The following is a 17,997-nucleotide window of genomic DNA, read 5'->3' on the forward strand; positions in this document are numbered from 1 at the left end:
TCAACGGATCCAGGCCCCAAGCCTATCCCAGATCGGGCGTCGTGCTGCGATGCAAAAATGGTTTCATCTGGTAGTGCCGGCCGCTGGCCGGCAACCTCAGGTTGCATGGCTCCATGAGGTTGCCGGCCAGCGGCCGGCACTACCGGGTCCGGTCAGCGCTTCTTCTTCGCCTTGCCCTGCTCAGCCGGGCCGATGGTCTGCTCCAGCCAGCGCTCGCTCTCAGCCAGCATGGTCATGATCGATTCGCGTGCGCGATAGGCATGCGATTCGTTCGGCAGCATCACCAGCCGTGCGGTGCCACCCAGGCCCTTCACCGCCGCGAACATGCGCTCGCTCTGCATCGGGAACGTGCCGGAGTTGTTGTCGTCCACGCCGTGGATGAAGAGGATCGGATCCTTGATCTTGTCAGCGTAGTTGAACGGCGCCATCTTCTGGTAGACGTCCTGCGCCTGCCAGTAGTTGCGCTCTTCGGCCTGGAAGCCGAACGGGGTGAGCGTGCGGTTATAGGCGCCGCTGCGGGCGATGCCGGCCTTGAACAGGCGCGTGTGCGCCAGCAGGTTGGCGGTCATGAACGCACCGTAGGAATGGCCACCAATGGCGATGTGATCGCGATCGGTCACGCCACGACGCACCACTTCATCCACCGCTGCCTGCGCGTTGGCCACCAGCTGTTCGATGTAGGTGTCGTTCGGCTCCTTGTCACCCTCGCCGATGATCGGCATCGACGGGCTGGCCAGCACCACATAGCCCTTGGCCAGGAACGCCTGCGGGCCCCAGTAGCTGACCGCATTGAAGCGGTACGGCGAATCGGTCACCTGGCTGGCCGCAGCCGCACTCTTGAACTCGCCCGGGTAGGCCCACATCAGCAACGGCCGCGGGCCGTCGCGCTTCGGGTCGTAGCCCGGCGGCAGCAGCAGGGTCGCGGTCAGGTCGACGCCATCCTTGCGCTTGTAGCGGATCTGCTCCTTCTGCACGCCCTTCAGCTGCGGCAGCGGATGGGCGAAGTGGGTCAATGCGCGCGGCTGGGTGGCCGCATCGGCCAGCGACTGCACGTAGAAGTTGGCCGGCTCGTCCGGGCTCTCGCGGCTCAGCAGCAGCGAGCTGGCCTGGTCGTCCAGCAACGCCACCGGCAGCGCATAGCTCGGCGCCTGCGAGTGGAACAGGCGGGTGGCCTTGCCGCTGGCGATGTCGAAGCGGTCCACGAACGGACGGTCACCTTCCGGCGAAGCACCCGCACCAACCAGGTACAGGCTGCTGCCATCAGCACTGGTCTGCAGCAGCGAGCGGCCACGATCGTCGCTGGACAGCTGCGGACGGCCCGGATCGGAATAGCGGTCCTGCGCATCGCGGTCCCACAGCAGGCGCGGCTCGGTACCGGCATTGTCCGGGGCGATCAGCCAGGTCCTGGTCTTGCGGGTCTTCCACCACGATTCGGTCAGCAGGGCCAGGTCACCGCGGCCCCAGCTGATGCCGGCCAGGCGGCTGCCAAGCTGGGCCAGCGTCACCGGCGGCTTGTCGAACGGCGCGGCCTGCATCAGCACCGCATCGCGCACCTTGGCCTCCCTGTTCGGGTCGCCGCCGTCCTGCGCTTCGGCCCAGACCAGGGTGGCGTCGGCATCACCGCGCCAGCGGATGTCGCGCACGCCGGTCACTTCGGCGTCGTTGCCGGTCGGCAGGCCTTCCACCAGCGGGCGCACCGCCACGGTGTGCACCAGCTTGCCGCTGGCACGGTCGATCACTTCAATGCGGCGCGGGAAGCTGTCCACCGGCACCACGTAGGAATACGGGCGCTGCACCGGCTGGCGCAGCACGAAGCGGCCATCCGGCGACACTGCAAAGCCCATGAAGATGCCGGCCGCGCCGATCGCGCGGGTGCTGCCATCCAGGCTGACTTCCATCGGCTGGGTGGTGGCGTAGTAATCGAACTGGCGCGCGTCGGCCTCGTTCTTCAGCAGGTCCTGGTAGGTACGGATCGACACCACGCCGCCGCCCTGGCTGGTCTGCTGCACGGCCGGGCCGGTCGGAATGCCGTCGGCGGCCGGGGCCGCACCGAGGTTGGCCGGGCGGGTGAACACCACCAGGCCGCGGCTGTCCGGCAGCCACTGATAGCCGCTACCGATCACCGTGTTCAGGCCGGCAACCAGGCGACGGGCACTGCCACCGGCCACGTCCACCAGCCACAGTTCGTTGGCACCGCTGGCGGCGTCGACCTGGTTGAAGGCCAGCCACTTCTGGTCCGGCGACCACATCACACTGGCGATCGACAGCTTGGCCGGCAGGCCACTGATCTGCCGCTCCTTGCCGTCGGCTACGTTCATCAGCCACAGCTTCTCGCCGAAGCTGAAGCGGCTGTCGGAGAACGTGCGCGGGTTGATGCGCAGGCCGGCCAGCTTCAGTTCCGGCTGCGCCACCACCTGGATCGACGGCAGCGACGGCATCTGCATCATCGCGGCCACGTCGCGGCGCGGCGACAGGTACAACGAGGGCGCACGGGGCGCGTCCACCACCGCCTGCAGCGCGGCCGACGGCAGTTCGTAGCCGTTGACGCCCTGGGCCTGTGCGGCCGCGGGCTGCGGCGCTGCCGCCCAGGCCAGCGGGGCCACTGCCAGCAGTCCCATCGACAGGACCAGGCCGGTCCAGCGCCGTGTGCGGCGCGCGTGCATGCTCATCGTTCCACCTGTGTGATGCGTGAAAACACCGACCTTAACAGGCCGTGCACGCGATCCCACCTGCCGATGGTTGGGTCATCCCGATGTCACGCCGGGGCCGCGATATAATGGGGGTTCTCCCCTGCCGAGGGGCGCTGCGACCGGATCCCATGAGGCCCGGCCAGGCTCGGTGAGGTGGCTTTGTAACAACGGCGCCCGGCTAGATGCGAGCACCCGCTCGTCCACAACCGGAGCACACCAATGAACGCTGTTGCCAAGACCTTCTCCACCGAAGGTGATTACAAGATCCGCGATATCACGCTGGCCGACTGGGGCCGCAAGGAACTGGACATCGCCGAGCACGAAATGCCGGGCCTGATGTCGATCCGCCGCAAGTACCAGGCCGAGCTGCCGCTGAAGGGCGTGCGCGTGACCGGCTCGCTGCACATGACCATCCAGACCGCGGTGCTGATCGAGACCCTGAAGGACATCGGCGCTGACGTGCGCTGGGCCTCGTGCAACATCTTCTCGACCCAGGACCACGCCGCTGCCGCCATTGCCGCCACCGGCACCCCGGTGTTCGCCTGGAAGGGCGAGACCCTGGAAGAGTACTGGGACTGCACCCTGGACGCGCTGACCTTCACCCTGGCCGACGGCACCCTGACCGGCCCGGAGCTGGTGGTGGACGATGGCGGTGACGTGACCCTGCTGATCCACAAGGGCTACGAGCTGGAAAACGGCAGCACCTGGGTTGACGAAAAGGCCGCCTCGCACGAAGAACAGGTCATCAAGAACCTGCTCAAGCGCGTTGCCAAGGAGCGTCCGGGTTACTGGGGCCGCGTGGTCAAGGACTGGAAGGGCGTCTCCGAAGAGACCACCACCGGCGTGCACCGCCTGTACCAGCTGGCCCAGGCCGGCACCCTGCTGATCCCGGCGATCAACGTCAACGACTCGGTCACCAAGAGCAAGTTCGACAACCTGTACGGCTGCCGCGAGTCGCTGGCCGATGGCCTGAAGCGCGCGATGGACGTGATGCTGGCCGGCAAGGTGGCCGTGGTCTGCGGCTACGGCGACGTCGGCAAGGGCTGCGCCGCGTCGCTGCGCGCCTACGGCGCGCGCGTGATCGTCACCGAGATCGACCCGATCTGCGCCCTGCAGGCGGCGATGGAAGGCTATGAAGTCAACACCATCGAATCGACCCTGGGCCGTGCCGACCTGTACGTCACCACCACCGGCAACAAAGACATCATCCGCATCGAGCACCTGAGCGCGATGAAGGACCAGGCCATCGTCTGCAACATCGGCCACTTCGACAACGAGATCCAGGTCGACGCGCTGGTGTCGTTCGCCGGCGTCAAGCACGTCAACATCAAGCCGCAGGTGGACAAGTACATCTTCCCGAACGGCAACGCGATCTTCCTGCTGGCCGAAGGCCGCCTGGTGAACCTGGGCTGCGCCACCGGCCACCCGAGCTTCGTGATGTCCAACAGCTTCGCCAACCAGACCCTGGCACAGATCGACCTGTGGGCGAACAAGGACAGCTACGAGAACAAGGTGTACCTGCTGCCGAAGAAGCTGGACGAGGAAGTGGCGCGCCTGCACCTGGAAAAGATCGGCGTGAAGCTGACCACCCTGAGCCAGGAACAGGCCGACTACATCGGCGTGCCGGTGGAAGGCCCGTTCAAGCCGGATCACTACCGCTACTGATACCTGCGGAGTGCCGGCCAGCGGCCGGCACCACCGGTGCATGCAACACACGGAACGGGCGCCTTCGGGCGCCCGTTCTGCATTTGCGTGTGGCCGTACACCCCGCACCCACAGACAACCCTCAGTAGATCCACGCCATGCGTGGATGTTCCCCACCGGAGCGGGAACAATAGCCTCGGTCAAGGCAACACCCCCGCCTCACGCTACGATGCCCCCATGACCCCGGCCATCAACCTGCTCAAGCGCGAGAAGATCGCCCACACCGTGCGCAGCTACGTGCACGACGCCCACGCCGAATCGTATGGCGGCGAAGCCGTGGACAAGCTCGGCCTCGATCCGGCCCAGGTGTTCAAGACCCTGCTGGCCAGCACCGAGACCCACGAACTGCTGGTGGCGATCGTGCCGGTGGCCGGCCAGCTGGACCTGAAGGCACTGGCCGAAGCCGCCGGCTGCAAGAAGTGCGAGATGGCCGCTGCGGATGCCGCACAGCGCGCGACCGGTTACCTGGTCGGCGGCATCAGCCCGCTCGGACAGAAGAAGCGCCTGCGCACCTTCCTGGACGCCAGCGCGCAGGCATTGCCAGCGCTGCATGTCAGCGCCGGTCGCCGCGGCCTGGAAGTGGAACTGGCGCCGGCCGACCTGCTGCGCCTGACAACCGGCCACTACGCTGCCATCGGCAAGTCACGCTGATGCGCTCCGCCCTGCAGACGCCTTAGTTGAGCTTGAACGTGACCGTGCCGCGTATCAGGCTCATGCCTGGCGCCTTGCCTGCCGCTTCACGCTCATAGCGCCAGTCACGCGCGTGCTTGAGCGCCGCCGCATCGAGCAGCGGGTACCCACTGGATCGGGCCAGGATGATCGCCTGGGTCTTGCCCTGTGCATCCAGCAGCAGCATCAGCTCGACACCTCCCTGCTGGGCCTCGCGCATGGCGGCCGCAGGATACGTCGGAACCGACGAAAGTCGCCGCTGGTGCCAGCCTCCTTCCCGGGCAATCAACGGCGTGCTGGAAGAGAGTGGGCAACGTGCAGGCATCTGCAGGTCGAAGCCCGCAGCCCCTTGCGAAGGCCGGGTGGTGGCTGGCGCACCACAGGCGATCGCCGACACGCTCTGGAGCAACGACTGCTGACGCGAAAGCGCTGCTGCGTCATCCGCTTCCACATGGAACGTGCAGCGCCCCGACGTTGCCTGCGCCTGCAGTGAACCCACGCCCACGTCGCGGATCTGCGTCACATCGGACAGGGCCCCACAGGCGGCGCCTGCATCGTACTTCGCTGCCGGGCTTTCACTTGCGGCCAGCAGGCCTGCGGCGACCCATGCAAACGGCATCCAGCTGCGAACATTCATCCCTGTGCTCCCTGCGTTGATTCACCGCCATGGTAGCGCCCCGCTGCAATCCGCCCTGTTCACATGCCGACTGTCCGGCCACAGCGTGGGCTCACGGTCGCCAGTTGGCGTTGTTCTCCCAGAACTCCACCGAGCGCCGGTAGGCCTCCCGGTCCAGCGGCACACCGGAACCGCCTTCCTCCACGCCCAGCGCATTGCGCATCATGGTGATCGGCGCCATCGGCACCTCTTCCGGTTCGGCAGTGTAGATGCAGCCGACGATGCCCCAGTCGGCCTCGATCGGTGAACCTTCTTTCGCCAGCTGCCCGGCGCTGTACAGGATCACCACCAGGTAGTTCGCACGCGGTGATTCCACGCCCTCGAACCAGCGCACCAGCACCGGCAGTTCCTCGCGGTTGCGCGCCTCGTAGCCGCTACGCAGCTGGTGACGGTTGGCCTCGGTGACCGGCACCGTCAGGCAGCGCGTGCTGGTCCAGTTCTCGTAGACGAACAACTTGCAGAACGGGGCGTAGCCGTCGAGCACCTTCAGCGGCGCGTGCGCATTGAGGTGTGCCTCGAACTGCTCGGCAGTGCAGTCCTGGATGGTGTTGCCGCGCGGCACACGCGGGAACAGGCGGGGACGGGCGAAATCGGTGAGGACGATGGACATGGCATGCACGAACGGGAACAGGCCCTCAGGGTAACGGTCGATGCGCTTGAAGTCTGCTTCACATTTGCCGGCCACAGTGCGCGCACATCTCCCGGAGAGTCCTGCATGAACCGCTTCCGCTCCCCCCTGCTGTCCGGCCTGCTGGCCGTCCTTCTCCTCCCTGCCATGGCCCCATCTTCCGCGTTTGCCGCACCATCGCGGGTGCTGCTCGTTGTCAGCAGCGAAGGCCGGGACCAAGGGAAGACCCGCCCGGGCTTCGAGATGGACGAATTCGCCCAGGCCTGGCTCATCCTCAAGCAGAACGGCTTCGACATCGACGTGGCAAGTCCGCGTGGCGGCGCCGTCGAGGCTGACAAGTACAACCCCACTGAGGCCTTCAACGCAGCCGTCCTTGCCGATTCCCAGGCCATGGGCAAGCTTGCCGCGACGCTGCCCACTGCACAACTGCGCGCGGGCGACTACCAGGGCGTCCTGGTGATCGGCGGCAAGGGTGCCATGTTCGACCTTCCGGCCGACAAGGCCCTGCATGCCACGATTGCCGGAATCTGGCAGCAGGGTGGACTGGTCGCGGCGGTATGCCATGGTCCGGCCGCACTGGCGGGTGTTCGCCTTCCCAATGGCCGGGCCATGGTGGAAGGCCGCGCCATGACCGGATTCACGGAAGAGGAAGAAGCACTGTTCGGCAAACGTTGGGCGAAGGAGTTCGCGTTCCAGCTTGAACCGCGCATGCGCGAGCTGGGCGCACGCTGGCAGGAGGCACCGCTGATGATGCCCAAGGTCGTAGTCGATGGACGCCTGCTGACCGGTCAGAACCCGTTCTCGACCGCCGCACTGGCTGACGCCTTCGTGCGCGCCAGCGGGCGTGTGCCACTGGCACGCCAGGCATGGCGCGATGAGCGGAGCATGGCGCTGGTGGAGCAGCACCTGCAGCAGCGCGATGGGCAGGCGGCGCAGATACTGGCGCAGCGCCCGTCCGACCATCACGTCGAGCTGATCGGCATGCTGGGTTTCTACCAGCTGAAAGCAGCAAAGAACGCCACTGCGACCGCCGACGCGCTGTCCATCATGCAGTTGGCCAGCCCGCATATGGACGAGCCGAGGCTGCAGGTCGCGATGGCAGAAGCGCACTGGCGCCTGGGCCGGACCGATCTGGCCCGTTCGCAGGTACTGGCTGTGCTGGAAAAGCAGCCCGGTCTGGACGAAGCTAACGCTCTCCTGGCCCGCATGCAGCCCTGACCATGGACGCCGAGCGCCTGCGCCTGCTGTTGATTGAAGACAACCTGCCGTTGGCCTCGGCCATCATCGACATGCTGCAGGCGCATGGCCATCTGGTTGATTTCGCCGCTGACGGACACGTCGGGCTGCAGTTGGCGCTGGCGTCACCGCCGGATGTGCTGCTGCTCGATATCGGGTTGCCGGGCACCGATGGTACGACGGTCTGCCGTCGGTTGCGCGAGTGCAGTGATCGGCACGTCCCCATCCTGATGCTGACCGCACACGATGCGATCGACGACAAGCTGCGGGGCTTCGCTGTGGGCGCAGATGACTATCTGGTCAAGCCCTTCGACGATGCCGAGCTGCTCGCCCGCTGTCTCGCCCTCGCCCGCCGCCATCGCGTGGGTCAACCGAACCTCCTGCAGATTGGACCGTTGAGCATCGACCGCCGCAGCGGCCAGGCCTGGCGCGCGGGATTGCTGCTGGAGCTGGCACAGGTTCCGCAGCGCATCCTGCTCGTACTGGCCGAGGCCTGGCCGCGAACCGTCACCCGCAGCGAGCTCGTTCAACGCCTGTGGGGGGATGAAGCACCTCCTTCCGATCCGCTGCGCTCGCATCTGTACCTGTTGCGGCAGGTACTGGACAGGCCGTTCGAAGGCGAGATGCTGCGCACCGTCCACGGTGTCGGCTTCCGTCTGGAAGCTTCGCCATGAAACCGCGGCCCACCCAGCACCTGCGCCGTCGACTGCTGATCACATTCACAGCCTTCGCGCTGTTCACCGCCATGGTGTTCGGCACCTACTCGCTGGTGTTCATGTATGTGGTGGAAGACAGCATCTTCAACGCCCAACTGGACCGTGAAGCACAGGCTCAGCTCGCCCGGCACGCGCACGAAGGGGACTGGCGGACACCTGCCGATGCCGCAATCCAGCTGCATCGTTCACCCTCTACCTTCCCCGACGATCTGCGCAGCGAGTTCGCAAAGGAACCATGGCGCTCGGAGTTCGCGGGTGTCGATGGTCGGCACTACCATCTCAAGCGCATCGATCCCCCGGCCGGCGCCCGCCCTGCTTGGCTTGTGTCGGAGGTCAGTGCGCAACTGGTGGTCCGGCCGATCCGCGATCGGGTCGTAATGCTGCTTGCCGGCACAGCACTGCTGGTCCTGATCGCGGCGATTGTCCTAGGCATCTGGCTCGCCCATCGCAGCACACGCTCGCTCTACGCGCTGGTCGAGGAGGTTGAAGCGCTGCAGCCGGAACCAGGCCCCGGCGTGCGCCTGGCAGCACGTTTCGACGATGACGAGATTGGCGTGCTCGCGCGCGCCCTGGATGGATTGTCCGCACGCGTCGCTGCTTTCGTTGCCCGCGAACATGCGTTCACGCGCGATGCCAGCCACGAACTGCGCACCCCCTTGAGCGTCATCTCCAGTGCGGCAGGCCAGTTGGCCGGCGAGTCGGGCCTGTCCGAGCGTGGCCGCCAGCATGTGCAGCATATCCGTCTTTCGGCACTGCAGCTGCAGCAGGCCATTGCGGCGCTGCTCGCGCTGGCTCGCGAGGAAACCGCCAGCCACGGCGCTCCGCCGGTCAAACTTGTGCCGCTACTGGAACGGGTGATCATCGAACAGTCTCCGTTGCTGGCTGCACGTCCGGTCGAGGTACAGCTGACCGTGCCCGACCGGGCCACGCTGCGCGCGCCCGAGGCGGCCCTGCGCGTAGTCCTGGCCAATCTGGTCGGCAATGCGTTCGCGCATACCGCGCAGGGACAGGTCCTGATTGCATGGCAGGACGGTCAGCTGCTGGTGCACAACACGGCAGGTACTTCGCCCTTCCTTGGCAACTGGCCCGAGCCGCGGCCATTCGACAAGCGTGATGGCAGCGAGGGCAACGGCCTGGGCCTGGATATCATGCGGCGACTGTGCAGCCACTACGGGCTCGAACTGGTCATCCAGCACGGCGGTGGCGGGGTGATGGCCCGCTTGAGGGGGCAGCCAGCCGAGGCATGAAGCGCCTCCGGCGGTCCAGCCCGGTCAGTGCCGAGCTGTAGCGGCAGCTACAACGCCATCCGCTCGCGCAGTTCACGCGCCTGCCGCCGCGATACCTCCACCTCGCTGCCGTCATCCAGCGCCAGGTCGTAGCCATCAGCGATGCTGGGCGTCACGCCTCGGATGCGGCGCAGGTTGACCAGCGTATTGCGGTTGGCGCGGAAGAACAGCTCCGCCGGCAGGCGTGCTTCCAGCGCACTCAGGCTGCGGGTCAGCAGGGCGTTCTGGTCGCGGAACCACAGCCGCGTGTAGTTGCCATCCACCACCAGCCGGCGGATCTCCGAGACCGCGACGAACCAGCAGCGTTCGCCCTCGCGCACGAACACCTGGTCCTGCGCAGCCAGCGTGCTGCGCGGCTCCGGCGTTTCGCCCGCCACCACCTCGCGCTGGCGCGCCCGCTGCAACGCTTCCAGCAAGCGCGGTGCCTCGACCGGCTTCACCAGATAGTCCAGCGCATTGGCCTGGAACGCGCGCACCGCGTAGGTGTCGTAGGCAGTAACGAAGACCACCGCCGGCACCGTCTCCAGTCCATCCAGCACGTCGAAGCCACTGCCGGAGGGCATCTGCACATCCAGCAGCACCAGGTCCGGCGCCAGTGTGGCGATCGCCTCGCGTGCAGCGGGCACATCGTCGGCCTCGCCCACGCACTGCACCCAGGGCAGCGCCGACAACAACGTGCGCAGCTCCTGCCGCGCCAGCCGTGCATCATCAACGATCAACACACGCAGCACGCCACTCATTGCGGAATCTCCAGCAGGGCCTGCATGCGGTCGCCGACCGGCTGCAGGGTGAAACGACCTTGCCTACCGAGCTGCGCACGCAGGTAGGCCAGGCCGACGCCATGGCCATGGGTGGGCTCGTTGGCGCTGCCCAGCGGATTGTCCACCTGCAGGCGCAGCACGTCATTGTCCAGCGTGGCACGGATCTGCACCTCACCGCCGCCCGGGCGGCTGGCAATGCCGTGCTTGATCGCGTTTTCCACCAGCAGCTGTAGCGCCATCGCCGGCAGCTGTGCCTGCATGGCATCGGCATCGACCTGCTGCAGCACCTTCAGGCGCTGCTCGAAGTGGACCGCCTCGATGGCCAGGTAGTCGTCGACCACCGCCAGCTCCTCGGCCAGCGTGACCTGCTCGCTGCGGTTGTGCGCCAGCGCCTGGCGCAGCGTGCGCGACAGGCGGGTGACCATGTCGCGCGCACGTTCAGGATCTTCCAGGATCAGCGCACGCAGGTTGTTCAGCGCATTGAACATGAAATGCGGGTTGAGCCGTGCACGCAGTGCATCGCGCTCCAGCGCGCTGCGATCGGCCTCGGCACGCAGGCGCGCCAGTTCCGCACTGCGTATCCGGCGCAGGCTGTGCAGGCCTGCCCAGAGCGCTGCCCACAGGGCCAGCATCACAGCAGTGGTGTACCAGTAGAGCAGCAGCGCCTTGGGGCTGAAGTCGGCAGTCTGCCGCCCCAGGCTCACCCAGTTCCAGGCCAGCGCCGAGTGCAGCGCGATGTTCACCAGCAGCTGCGCCACTGCCGCGCCCAATGCCACCGACAGCGCCAGCCGCAGCAACAGCCCGGCCGTGCCACGCGCCCACCAGTCGGCACGCAGCGCCAGCGCGCGGATGGCACCGCTGCACCCGAACAGGGCCAACGCCAGGCCCAGCGTGATCAACACGCCTGCGCTTCCGGCATCGCTGAAATAGGCTTGGCGCAGGCCGATTCCGGCAACGCCATAGAGCGCCCACACCAGCGCATTGAGCAGCCAGAAGCGTACCGTCGAGGAGGAATCCGGCATGTCCATTCCGAGGCGTTTTGAAACTCAGTGGTGGCGGTCGAGGAAGTCCTGCACCTGCCCGTGCAGCCAGCGCGAATCATCCCACATCAGGAAATGGAAACCCTGCGCGCTCATCACGATCTGCACGCCCTGCAGTTTCGCGTACTGCGCCTGGAACACGGCCCGGATGCTGTCCTCGGTGCTGCCCATCGGCTGGTAGGCGGCCCAGCTGCCCAGCACCAGCGTCGGTGCGGTGATCGAGGCGATGCTGTCGCGCAGGTCGGTGGTCATCACCGCATGCATGGCATCGGCGGTGGTCTGGCGGTCACTGCCTTCGCCCCAGCGGCCCAGTTCGGCCTGGCGCTGCGGATCGCGGGTCATGCCTGGCAGGCCTGCCTTCAACTGCGCCTGCCATTGCGCGGCGTCGGCAGCCAGCATGCCCTTGCGCAGCTGGTCGGCCATCGGCCGCACGCCGTCTGCGGTGGCCTTCGGGGCACGCGCGGCTGGCAGGAACGGCAGTGCATCGACCACCACCAGTGCGCTGACCGCCTTCGGCTCGGCCTGCGCCAACTGCAGCCCCAGCAGGCCGCCAAGACTGTGGCCGATCACCACCACCGGTCCCAGGTGCCGGTCATGCAGGTAGGCCAGCAGCTGCCCGCGCATGGCCGAAAGGAAATCCGCCGGACGCGGGTCTGCCGGCGCAGCGCCCGCAAAGCCCGGCAACTGCACCAGGTGGCACTGCACATCCTTCAATGCCAGGCAGGTTTCACGCCAGACCTCGGCGCTGCTGTTCAAGCCGGGAATCATCAGCAGCGGGCGGCCCTTGCCGACCACCTCGACCTGCACCTTGCCCGCAGCCGGGGCGCCGGCAGTGGCGGCAGTGGCGGCATGCGCCGAGCCGGAACCGAGCACGGCCATTGCCATGCCGATCATCGCCAGCCGGGCCAGGGCCTTCATTGCGTACCACAGTGCCAGGAAGATCTTCATCGTCTGCTCCTTCGTCGGGTGGGTGGTGTCGGGATGGGAGCAGCGTGCCGCCGCTCCAGTGGCCCCGGTTGCGATTTCGGAGCAACGGCCGGGCACCGGGGCGAACGGTCGCGTGCCATGGATGGCCTGTCCTCACGCATCAATCGCACATCCATCTTGATGAAGCGATATACTGATCCGCACCCGCCGCCGCCGCCGCCGCCCGCACCATGACTGCCATCAGCTTCGAGTTCTATCCGCCCAAGACCGACGAACAGCGCAGCCAGCTGGACCGCGCCGCAGCCAAGCTGAAGGACTACGGCCCCGAGTATGTGTCGTGTACCTTCGGCGCCGGTGGCTCGACCCTGAGCTACACCTCCGAGACCGTGCGCCATCTCAACCAGCACCATGGCTTCGATGCCGCGCCGCACCTGTCGTGCGTGGGCGGCACCCGCCAGGAGATCCGCGAGCTGCTCAAGCTGTACCGCGCCATCGGCTGCCGCCGCCTGGTCGCGCTGCGTGGCGACCTGCCGTCGGGCATGGGCTTTCCCGGCGACATGCGCTATGCCGCCGAACTGATCGACTTCATCCGCGCCGAGCACGGCGATGCGTTCCATATCGAAGTGGGCGCGTACCCCGAAACGCATCCGCAGGCCTCCGACGCACTGGCCGACCTGAAGCACTTCAAGGCCAAGATCGATGCCGGTGCCGATGCGGCGATCACCCAGTACTTCTTCAACCCGGACGCGTACTTCCATTTCGTCGACGAAGTGCGGCGGCTGGGCGTGCAGGTGCCGATCACGCCCGGCATCATGCCGATCGCCAACTTCAGCCAGCTGCGCCGCTTCTCCGAACAGTGCGGTGCGGAGATCCCGCGCTGGATCAGCCGCAAGATGCAGGCCTATGGCGATGACGCCGAATCGGTGCGAGCATTCGGCACGGAAGTGGTGGCCCGGCTGTGCCAGCGCCTGATCGAAGGCGGCGCACCCGGCCTGCACTTCTACACCCTGAACCTGGCCAAGCCGACCACCTCGGTGCTGAAGCTGCTGCAGGGCTGAAAGCACGGCGCGCAAGCGTGATCGGCGCTACCCTGCGAGGATGATCCGGCTTTCCCTCCTGCTGTTGCTGCTACCGCTGTGCGTGCTGTCGAGCGTCGCCCACGCGCAGTCCACGCGCCTGAACCGCTGCACCGATGCCCAGGGCCAAAGCGTGTATACCGACCGTCCCTGCAACAGCTTGGGCGCGCAGTCGCGGCTGCCACCGCCTGCGCCCGCCGGCAACACCCTGCAGCGCGATACCCTGGGGGCACGCTGCCCGCGGCGGCTGAGTGAACTGGTGGACGCGCTGCGCATCGGCATCCTCAGCAACGATGTGAACCGGCTGTCCTCGCTGTACCTGTGGAGCGCGGTCTCCGATGCGGGTGCGCAGCGCATCCTCGGCCAGCTGGAATCGTTGACGCGGCGACCGTTGGTGGACGTGGTGCCGGTGTATCCCTCGCAGGCGCTGCCGCTATCGCAGGATGAGGGTCAGAGCCCTGCTGCGCAGGGATCCGGCCTCGAGCCGCCGGCCGCTCGGCATCCGGTTGGCCTGCGCCTGGAACAGACCTTGCCCGGCAGCGCGTCGCGCGCTTCGACGGTGCTGGGGTTGCGGCGGCAGTACGGGTGTTTCTGGATCACGTTGTGATCGCGAGCATCCATCCACGCATGGCGCGGATCTACTGCCTCCATCCCACACGGTAGCGCCGGGTCATGCCCGGCGAGCGAAGCAGCTTTACGCCGGCCAGAGCCCGCGAATGGCGGCGATGCCCTGCCCGCCATGCCGACGTGCTTCGGCGATATGGCCGCGGCCCATTCCGCCCAACGCATAGATCGGCAGTGACACCTGCGCGCGCAGCTCGGCGAACGCGTCCCAACCCAAAGGCACCGCATCCGGATGGCTGGCCGTGGCCTGCACCGGGCCCAGCACGGCGAAGTCGCACCCCAATTGCTGCGCGGCCTGCAGCTGCTGCAGGTCGTGGCAGGACGCGGCCACCAGCTGGCCTTCGGGCAGCGGACGCTGCGACAGCTCCAGCAGCTGTTCGCTGCCCAGATGCACGCCCACGCCCAATGCGCGTGCCAGCTCGATATCGCGGTTGAGCAGCCACTGCACCCCGCTGCGACGATGCGCCCGCACGGCCTGTTCGACCATCGCCTGCCGCTGCGGATGCGCCGATGGCAGCCGCAGCTGGATGCGCTGCTGGCCCGCGGCCACCACGTGCTGCAGCTGTTCATGCCAATGCTGCAAGCCGCCCTCATCATCGGCCGGCGCCGGGGTGATCAGGTAGCTGTCGGGCTGGCGCAGAGCGGCCACCACCGGCAGATCGGCCGGTGGCATCGAATAGCGACCCAGCTTGTCCGGTGCCACCCAGGTAATGGCCTGGCCCTCCCGCCCACGCGGCGTCCCCTTCCAGCTGCGCACGTGGCGCACTTCCAGGGTCAGGTGCTTGTCCGGGTAGCGCTGCGGCACATCCATCAGCCATTCGCCGACATCGGCTTCGATGCCCAGTTCCTCGCGCAGCTCACGCACCAGCGCCTGTTCGGAGGTCTCGCCGGATTCGCGCTTGCCGCCGGGGAACTCCCACAGGCCGGCCATGTCGCGGTTCTCGGTACGGCGGTTGAGCAGCACGCGGCCACGGGCGTCGGTGATGACGGCGGCCACAACGTGGATCGATCGGGTGGGGGAAGCCATGAGGGAAGAATGCCCAGAACAGGGCGACCCGCGCAATCTCGGATCGGGCCGGATCAGCCCCGCGAAACAGCCGCCATGAAAAAAAAGCCCCGCTTTCGCGGGGCTCTTCGGGGTCAGCTCAGCTGGCCGTGGCAGTGCTTGTACTTCTTGCCACTGCCGCACGGGCATGGATCGTTGCGGCCGATCTTCGGCTCGTCGCGCTGCACCTGTGCGATGCCCTGCTGGGCAGCCTGCACCTGCGCGGCTTCCTCGTCGGCGCTGTAGCCGCCCACGTCCTGGTGCTGGAACTGCGACTGGCTCAGGCGGGCTTCGACCTGCTGGCGTTCGGCCGCTTCCAGCGCCTGCACTTCCTCGTCGCTGCGGATGCGCACGCGCGACAGCAGGGTCACCACTTCGCGCTTGACGTTTTCCAGCATGTCCGAGAACAGTTCGAAGGCTTCCTTCTTGTACTCCTGCTTCGGCTGCTTCTGCGCATAACCACGCAGGTAGATGCCCTGGCGCAGGTAATCCATGCGGGCCAGGTGCTCCTTCCAGCTCTGGTCCAGCACGGTCAGCATCACGTGCTTCTCCAGCGCGCGCATGGTCTCTTCGCCCACGCCGGCTTCCTTCTCGGCGAAGTGCTGGTTGACGCGCTCCTGCACCTTTGCGGCGATGGCTTCGGCGTCCAGCTCTTCGTGCGACTTGACCAGGTCGGTCAGCGACATCTGCAGGCCGAAGTCCGACTCCAGGGTCGCCTCCAGGCCACGCAGGTCCCACTGCTCGTCGATCGAGTTCGGCGGCACGAAGCGGGCCACCACGTCGAAGATCACGTCGTCGCGGATGCCGTCGACGTTGTCCTTCACCGACTCGGCGTCCAGCAGTTCATCGCGCTGTGCGTAGATCACCTTGCGCTGATCGTTGTTGACGTCGTCGAAGTCCAGCAGGTTCTTGCGGATATCGAAGTTGTGGGCCTCGACCTTGCGCTGCGCCTTCTCGATCTGGCGGCTGACCAGGCGGTCTTCGATGACGTCGTCTTCCTTCATGCCCATCATGCGCATGGCCTTCTGCACCCAGTCGGAGGCGAAGATGCGCATCAGGTTGTCTTCCAGCGACAGGTAGAAGCGGGACGAACCCGGGTCACCCTGGCGGCCCGAACGGCCACGCAGCTGGTTGTCGATACGGCGCGATTCATGGCGCTCGGTGCCGACGATGTGCAGGCCACCTGCAGCCTTGACGGCCTCGTGGCGCTTCTGCCATTCGGCCTTGACCGCGGCCTTCTGCTCGTCGGTCGCGTCTTCGCCCAGCTCGTGGATTTCGGCTTCCAGCGAACCGCCCAGCACGATGTCGGTACCACGACCGGCCATGTTGGTGGCGATGGTGACCGCGGCCGGACGACCGGCGTTGGCGACGATGGTTGCTTCGCGGTCATGCTGCTTGGCGTTGAGCACTTCGTGCTTCACGCCCGCCTTGCGCAGGTGCTCGGACAGCATTTCCGAGGTTTCGATCGAGGTGGTACCCACCAGCACCGGCTGGCCACGCTTGGCGCACTCTTCGATGTCGGCCAGCACCGCATTGAACTTGCCCTTGCGGTTGAGGAACACCTGGTCCGGGCTGTCCTTGCGGATGGTCGGGCGGTTGGTCGGGATCACCACCACTTCCAGGCCGTAGATGCTCTGGAATTCGAATGCTTCGGTATCGGCCGTACCGGTCATGCCGGACAGCTTCTTGTACATGCGGAACAGGTTCTGGAAGGTGATGCTCGCCAGCGTCTGGTTCTCGCGCTGGACCGGCACGCCTTCCTTCGCTTCCACGGCCTGGTGCAGGCCATCGGACCAGCGGCGGCCGGACAGCGTGCGGCCGGTGAACTCATCGACGATGACCACTTCGCCATCGCGCACGATGTAGTCCACGTCACGCTGGTAGATCGCGTGCGCGCGCAGTGCGGCGTTGAGGTGGTGGACCACGGTCAGGTTCTGCGGCGCGTACAGGCCTTCGGTCTCGCCATCGAGGATGCCGGCCTCGACCAGCAGCTGCTCGGCGTGCTCCATGCCCGCTTCGGACAGGTGCACCTGCTTGCCCTTCTCGTCGACCCAGAAGTCGCCTTCGCCGTCTTCCACTTCCTGCTTGACCAGGTTCGGCACGACGCGGTTGACGCGGATGTACAGCTCCGGGGAATCATCGGCCGGGCCGGAGATGATCAGCGGGGTACGTGCTTCGTCGATCAGGATGGAGTCGACTTCGTCGACGATGGCGTAGTGCAGGCCGCGCTGGTAGCGGTCGGCCTTGGACAGCGCCATGTTGTCGCGCAGGTAGTCGAAACCGAATTCGTTGTTGGTGCCGTAGGTGATGTCCGAGGCGTAGGCTTCGCGCTTGTCGCTGTGCGGCATGCCCGGGTACACCACGCCCACGCTCAGGCCCAGCCAGTTGTACAGCTTGCCCATCTGCGCGGCGTCGCGGCGCGCCAGGTAGTCGTTCACGGTGACCACGTGCACGCCCTTGCCTTCCAGCGCGTTGAGGTACACCGGCAGGGTCGCCACCAGGGTCTTGCCTTCACCGGTGCGCATTTCTGCGATCTTGCCCAGGTGAAGCACCATGCCGCCGATCAGCTGCACGTCGTAATGGCGCATGCCCAGCACGCGGCGACCGGCTTCGCGGCAGACCGCGAACGCTTCCGGCAGCACCTTGTCCAGGGCTTCACCATCGGCGATGCGCTGCTTGAACTCCGGCGTCTTGGCCTGAAGCTGCTCGTCGGAAAGCTTCTCGATCTCCGGCTCCAGCGCATTGATCTTGGCGACGATGCGGTTGAGCTGGCGCAGCTGTCGTTCGTTACGACTGCCAAATACGCGGGTAAGCAGGCTGTTGATCATTGAAGGAACCGGGTTGGATGGACACGACGCCCGGCCTCCCCCTTGGGATCCGTCCGCCGCAAACGAAACAGGGCGCCTGGCGCCCTGTCGA

15 protein-coding genes and 1 riboswitch are annotated in these 17,997 nt (G+C 66.7%); of the genes, 7 read left to right on the forward strand and 8 right to left on the reverse strand.

Annotated features, from left to right (window positions below; translation table 11 throughout):
• Window positions 1–152 precede the first annotated feature (152 nt).
• Entirely contained in the window at window positions 153–2,669 is a 2,517-nt protein-coding gene (locus EKL94_RS01470) for a S9 family peptidase (protein ID WP_126927696.1), read from the reverse strand.
• Window positions 2,670–2,789: 120 nt separating this feature from the next.
• Window positions 2,790–2,873: riboswitch (S-adenosyl-L-homocysteine riboswitch) on the forward strand.
• Between the two features lie 36 nt (window positions 2,874–2,909).
• Between EKL94_RS01470 and ahcY the strand changes: the two genes are divergently transcribed.
• Both ahcY and ybaK read left to right on the forward strand, forming a co-directional pair.
• Window positions 2,910–4,355, forward strand: a complete 1,446-nt coding sequence (gene ahcY / locus EKL94_RS01475; protein ID WP_126927697.1) for an adenosylhomocysteinase — start codon at window positions 2,910–2,912, stop codon at window positions 4,353–4,355.
• Between the two features lie 216 nt (window positions 4,356–4,571).
• A complete protein-coding gene (gene ybaK / locus EKL94_RS01480) occupies window positions 4,572–5,045 on the forward strand; it encodes a Cys-tRNA(Pro) deacylase (protein WP_126927698.1) in 474 nt (157 codons plus the stop codon).
• Between the two features lie 22 nt (window positions 5,046–5,067).
• Here ybaK and EKL94_RS01485 read toward each other — a convergent pair whose 3' ends face one another.
• Together EKL94_RS01485 and EKL94_RS01490 are read right to left on the reverse strand one after the other, a co-directional pair.
• Window positions 5,068–5,700, reverse strand: a complete 633-nt coding sequence (locus EKL94_RS01485; RefSeq protein ID WP_126927699.1) for an energy transducer TonB — start codon at window positions 5,698–5,700, stop codon at window positions 5,068–5,070.
• 91 nt (window positions 5,701–5,791) lie between these two features.
• Window positions 5,792–6,349, reverse strand: coding sequence for a DUF3228 family protein (locus EKL94_RS01490; protein ID WP_024957288.1), 558 nt, complete (start codon window positions 6,347–6,349; stop codon window positions 5,792–5,794).
• Between the two features lie 105 nt (window positions 6,350–6,454).
• Between EKL94_RS01490 and EKL94_RS01495 the strand changes: the two genes are divergently transcribed.
• From EKL94_RS01495 to EKL94_RS01505, 3 genes are all read left to right on the forward strand, one after another.
• Window positions 6,455–7,585 carry a type 1 glutamine amidotransferase domain-containing protein gene (locus EKL94_RS01495; protein WP_126927700.1) on the forward strand — a complete coding sequence of 377 codons (1,131 nt, stop codon included), beginning with the start codon at window positions 6,455–6,457 and terminating at the stop codon, window positions 7,583–7,585.
• Window positions 7,586–7,587: 2 nt separating this feature from the next.
• The gene (locus EKL94_RS01500; protein WP_126927701.1) at window positions 7,588–8,277 is read left to right on the forward strand and encodes a response regulator transcription factor; all 690 of its coding nucleotides are present in this window, start codon (window positions 7,588–7,590) and stop codon (window positions 8,275–8,277) included.
• A gap of 71 nt (window positions 8,278–8,348) precedes the next feature.
• Entirely contained in the window at window positions 8,349–9,566 is a 1,218-nt protein-coding gene (locus EKL94_RS01505; RefSeq protein ID WP_185829973.1) for a sensor histidine kinase, read from the forward strand.
• A gap of 47 nt (window positions 9,567–9,613) precedes the next feature.
• On the opposite strand, the gene EKL94_RS01510 is transcribed toward EKL94_RS01505, so the two are convergent.
• Genes EKL94_RS01510 through EKL94_RS01520 form a run of 3 tightly spaced genes read right to left on the reverse strand, consistent with a single transcriptional unit; the run spans window position 9,614 to window position 12,354 of the window.
• A complete protein-coding gene (locus EKL94_RS01510; RefSeq protein WP_126927703.1) occupies window positions 9,614–10,345 on the reverse strand; it encodes a LytR/AlgR family response regulator transcription factor in 732 nt (243 codons plus the stop codon).
• Complete coding sequence (locus EKL94_RS01515) at window positions 10,342–11,388, reverse strand: sensor histidine kinase (protein ID WP_126927704.1); 1,047 nt, start codon at window positions 11,386–11,388, stop codon at window positions 10,342–10,344. Before EKL94_RS01515 ends, EKL94_RS01510 begins: the two co-directional genes overlap by 4 nt.
• A gap of 24 nt (window positions 11,389–11,412) precedes the next feature.
• Entirely contained in the window at window positions 11,413–12,354 is a 942-nt protein-coding gene (locus EKL94_RS01520; protein WP_126927705.1) for an alpha/beta fold hydrolase, read from the reverse strand.
• 209 nt (window positions 12,355–12,563) lie between these two features.
• On the opposite strand from EKL94_RS01520, the gene metF reads away from it, so the two are divergent.
• The gene (metF, locus tag EKL94_RS01525; protein WP_004143823.1) at window positions 12,564–13,391 is read left to right on the forward strand and encodes a methylenetetrahydrofolate reductase [NAD(P)H]; all 828 of its coding nucleotides are present in this window, start codon (window positions 12,564–12,566) and stop codon (window positions 13,389–13,391) included.
• 40 nt (window positions 13,392–13,431) lie between these two features.
• Entirely contained in the window at window positions 13,432–14,016 is a 585-nt protein-coding gene (locus EKL94_RS01530; RefSeq protein ID WP_126927706.1) for a DUF4124 domain-containing protein, read from the forward strand.
• 87 nt (window positions 14,017–14,103) lie between these two features.
• Here the strand turns inward: EKL94_RS01530 and EKL94_RS01535 are convergent, their stop codons facing one another.
• On the reverse strand, window positions 14,104–15,060 hold the full coding sequence (locus EKL94_RS01535; RefSeq protein ID WP_126927707.1) for a Nudix family hydrolase: 957 nt from the start codon (window positions 15,058–15,060) through the stop codon (window positions 14,104–14,106).
• A 113-nt stretch (window positions 15,061–15,173) separates the two neighbouring features.
• The gene (gene secA / locus EKL94_RS01540) at window positions 15,174–17,906 is read right to left on the reverse strand and encodes a preprotein translocase subunit SecA (RefSeq protein ID WP_126927708.1); all 2,733 of its coding nucleotides are present in this window, start codon (window positions 17,904–17,906) and stop codon (window positions 15,174–15,176) included.
• Between the last annotated feature and the right edge of the window lie 91 nt (window positions 17,907–17,997).

Source organism: Stenotrophomonas maltophilia (assembly GCF_003970865.1).
Classification (GTDB): domain Bacteria; phylum Pseudomonadota; class Gammaproteobacteria; order Xanthomonadales; family Xanthomonadaceae; genus Stenotrophomonas; species Stenotrophomonas maltophilia_AR.

Bases quoted from the DNA above. Each gene is read 5' to 3' on its own strand.
- EKL94_RS01470 (WP_126927696.1), bottom strand. From the start codon at position 2,669: ATGAGCATGCACGCGCGCCGCACACGGCGCTGGACCGGCCTGGTCCTG.
- ahcY (WP_126927697.1), top strand. From the start codon at position 2,910: ATGAACGCTGTTGCCAAGACCTTCTCCACCGAAGGTGATTACAAGATC.
- ybaK (WP_126927698.1), top strand. From the start codon at position 4,572: ATGACCCCGGCCATCAACCTGCTCAAGCGCGAGAAGATCGCCCACACC.
- EKL94_RS01485 (WP_126927699.1), bottom strand. From the start codon at position 5,700: ATGAATGTTCGCAGCTGGATGCCGTTTGCATGGGTCGCCGCAGGCCTG.
- EKL94_RS01490 (WP_024957288.1), bottom strand. From the start codon at position 6,349: ATGTCCATCGTCCTCACCGATTTCGCCCGTCCCCGCCTGTTCCCGCGT.
- EKL94_RS01495 (WP_126927700.1), top strand. From the start codon at position 6,455: ATGAACCGCTTCCGCTCCCCCCTGCTGTCCGGCCTGCTGGCCGTCCTT.
- EKL94_RS01500 (WP_126927701.1), top strand. From the start codon at position 7,588: ATGGACGCCGAGCGCCTGCGCCTGCTGTTGATTGAAGACAACCTGCCG.
- EKL94_RS01505 (WP_185829973.1), top strand. From the start codon at position 8,349: ATGGTGTTCGGCACCTACTCGCTGGTGTTCATGTATGTGGTGGAAGAC.
- EKL94_RS01510 (WP_126927703.1), bottom strand. From the start codon at position 10,345: ATGAGTGGCGTGCTGCGTGTGTTGATCGTTGATGATGCACGGCTGGCG.
- EKL94_RS01515 (WP_126927704.1), bottom strand. From the start codon at position 11,388: ATGCCGGATTCCTCCTCGACGGTACGCTTCTGGCTGCTCAATGCGCTG.
- EKL94_RS01520 (WP_126927705.1), bottom strand. From the start codon at position 12,354: ATGAAGATCTTCCTGGCACTGTGGTACGCAATGAAGGCCCTGGCCCGG.
- metF (WP_004143823.1), top strand. From the start codon at position 12,564: ATGACTGCCATCAGCTTCGAGTTCTATCCGCCCAAGACCGACGAACAG.
- EKL94_RS01530 (WP_126927706.1), top strand. From the start codon at position 13,432: ATGATCCGGCTTTCCCTCCTGCTGTTGCTGCTACCGCTGTGCGTGCTG.
- EKL94_RS01535 (WP_126927707.1), bottom strand. From the start codon at position 15,060: ATGGCTTCCCCCACCCGATCGATCCACGTTGTGGCCGCCGTCATCACC.
- secA (WP_126927708.1), bottom strand. From the start codon at position 17,906: ATGATCAACAGCCTGCTTACCCGCGTATTTGGCAGTCGTAACGAACGA.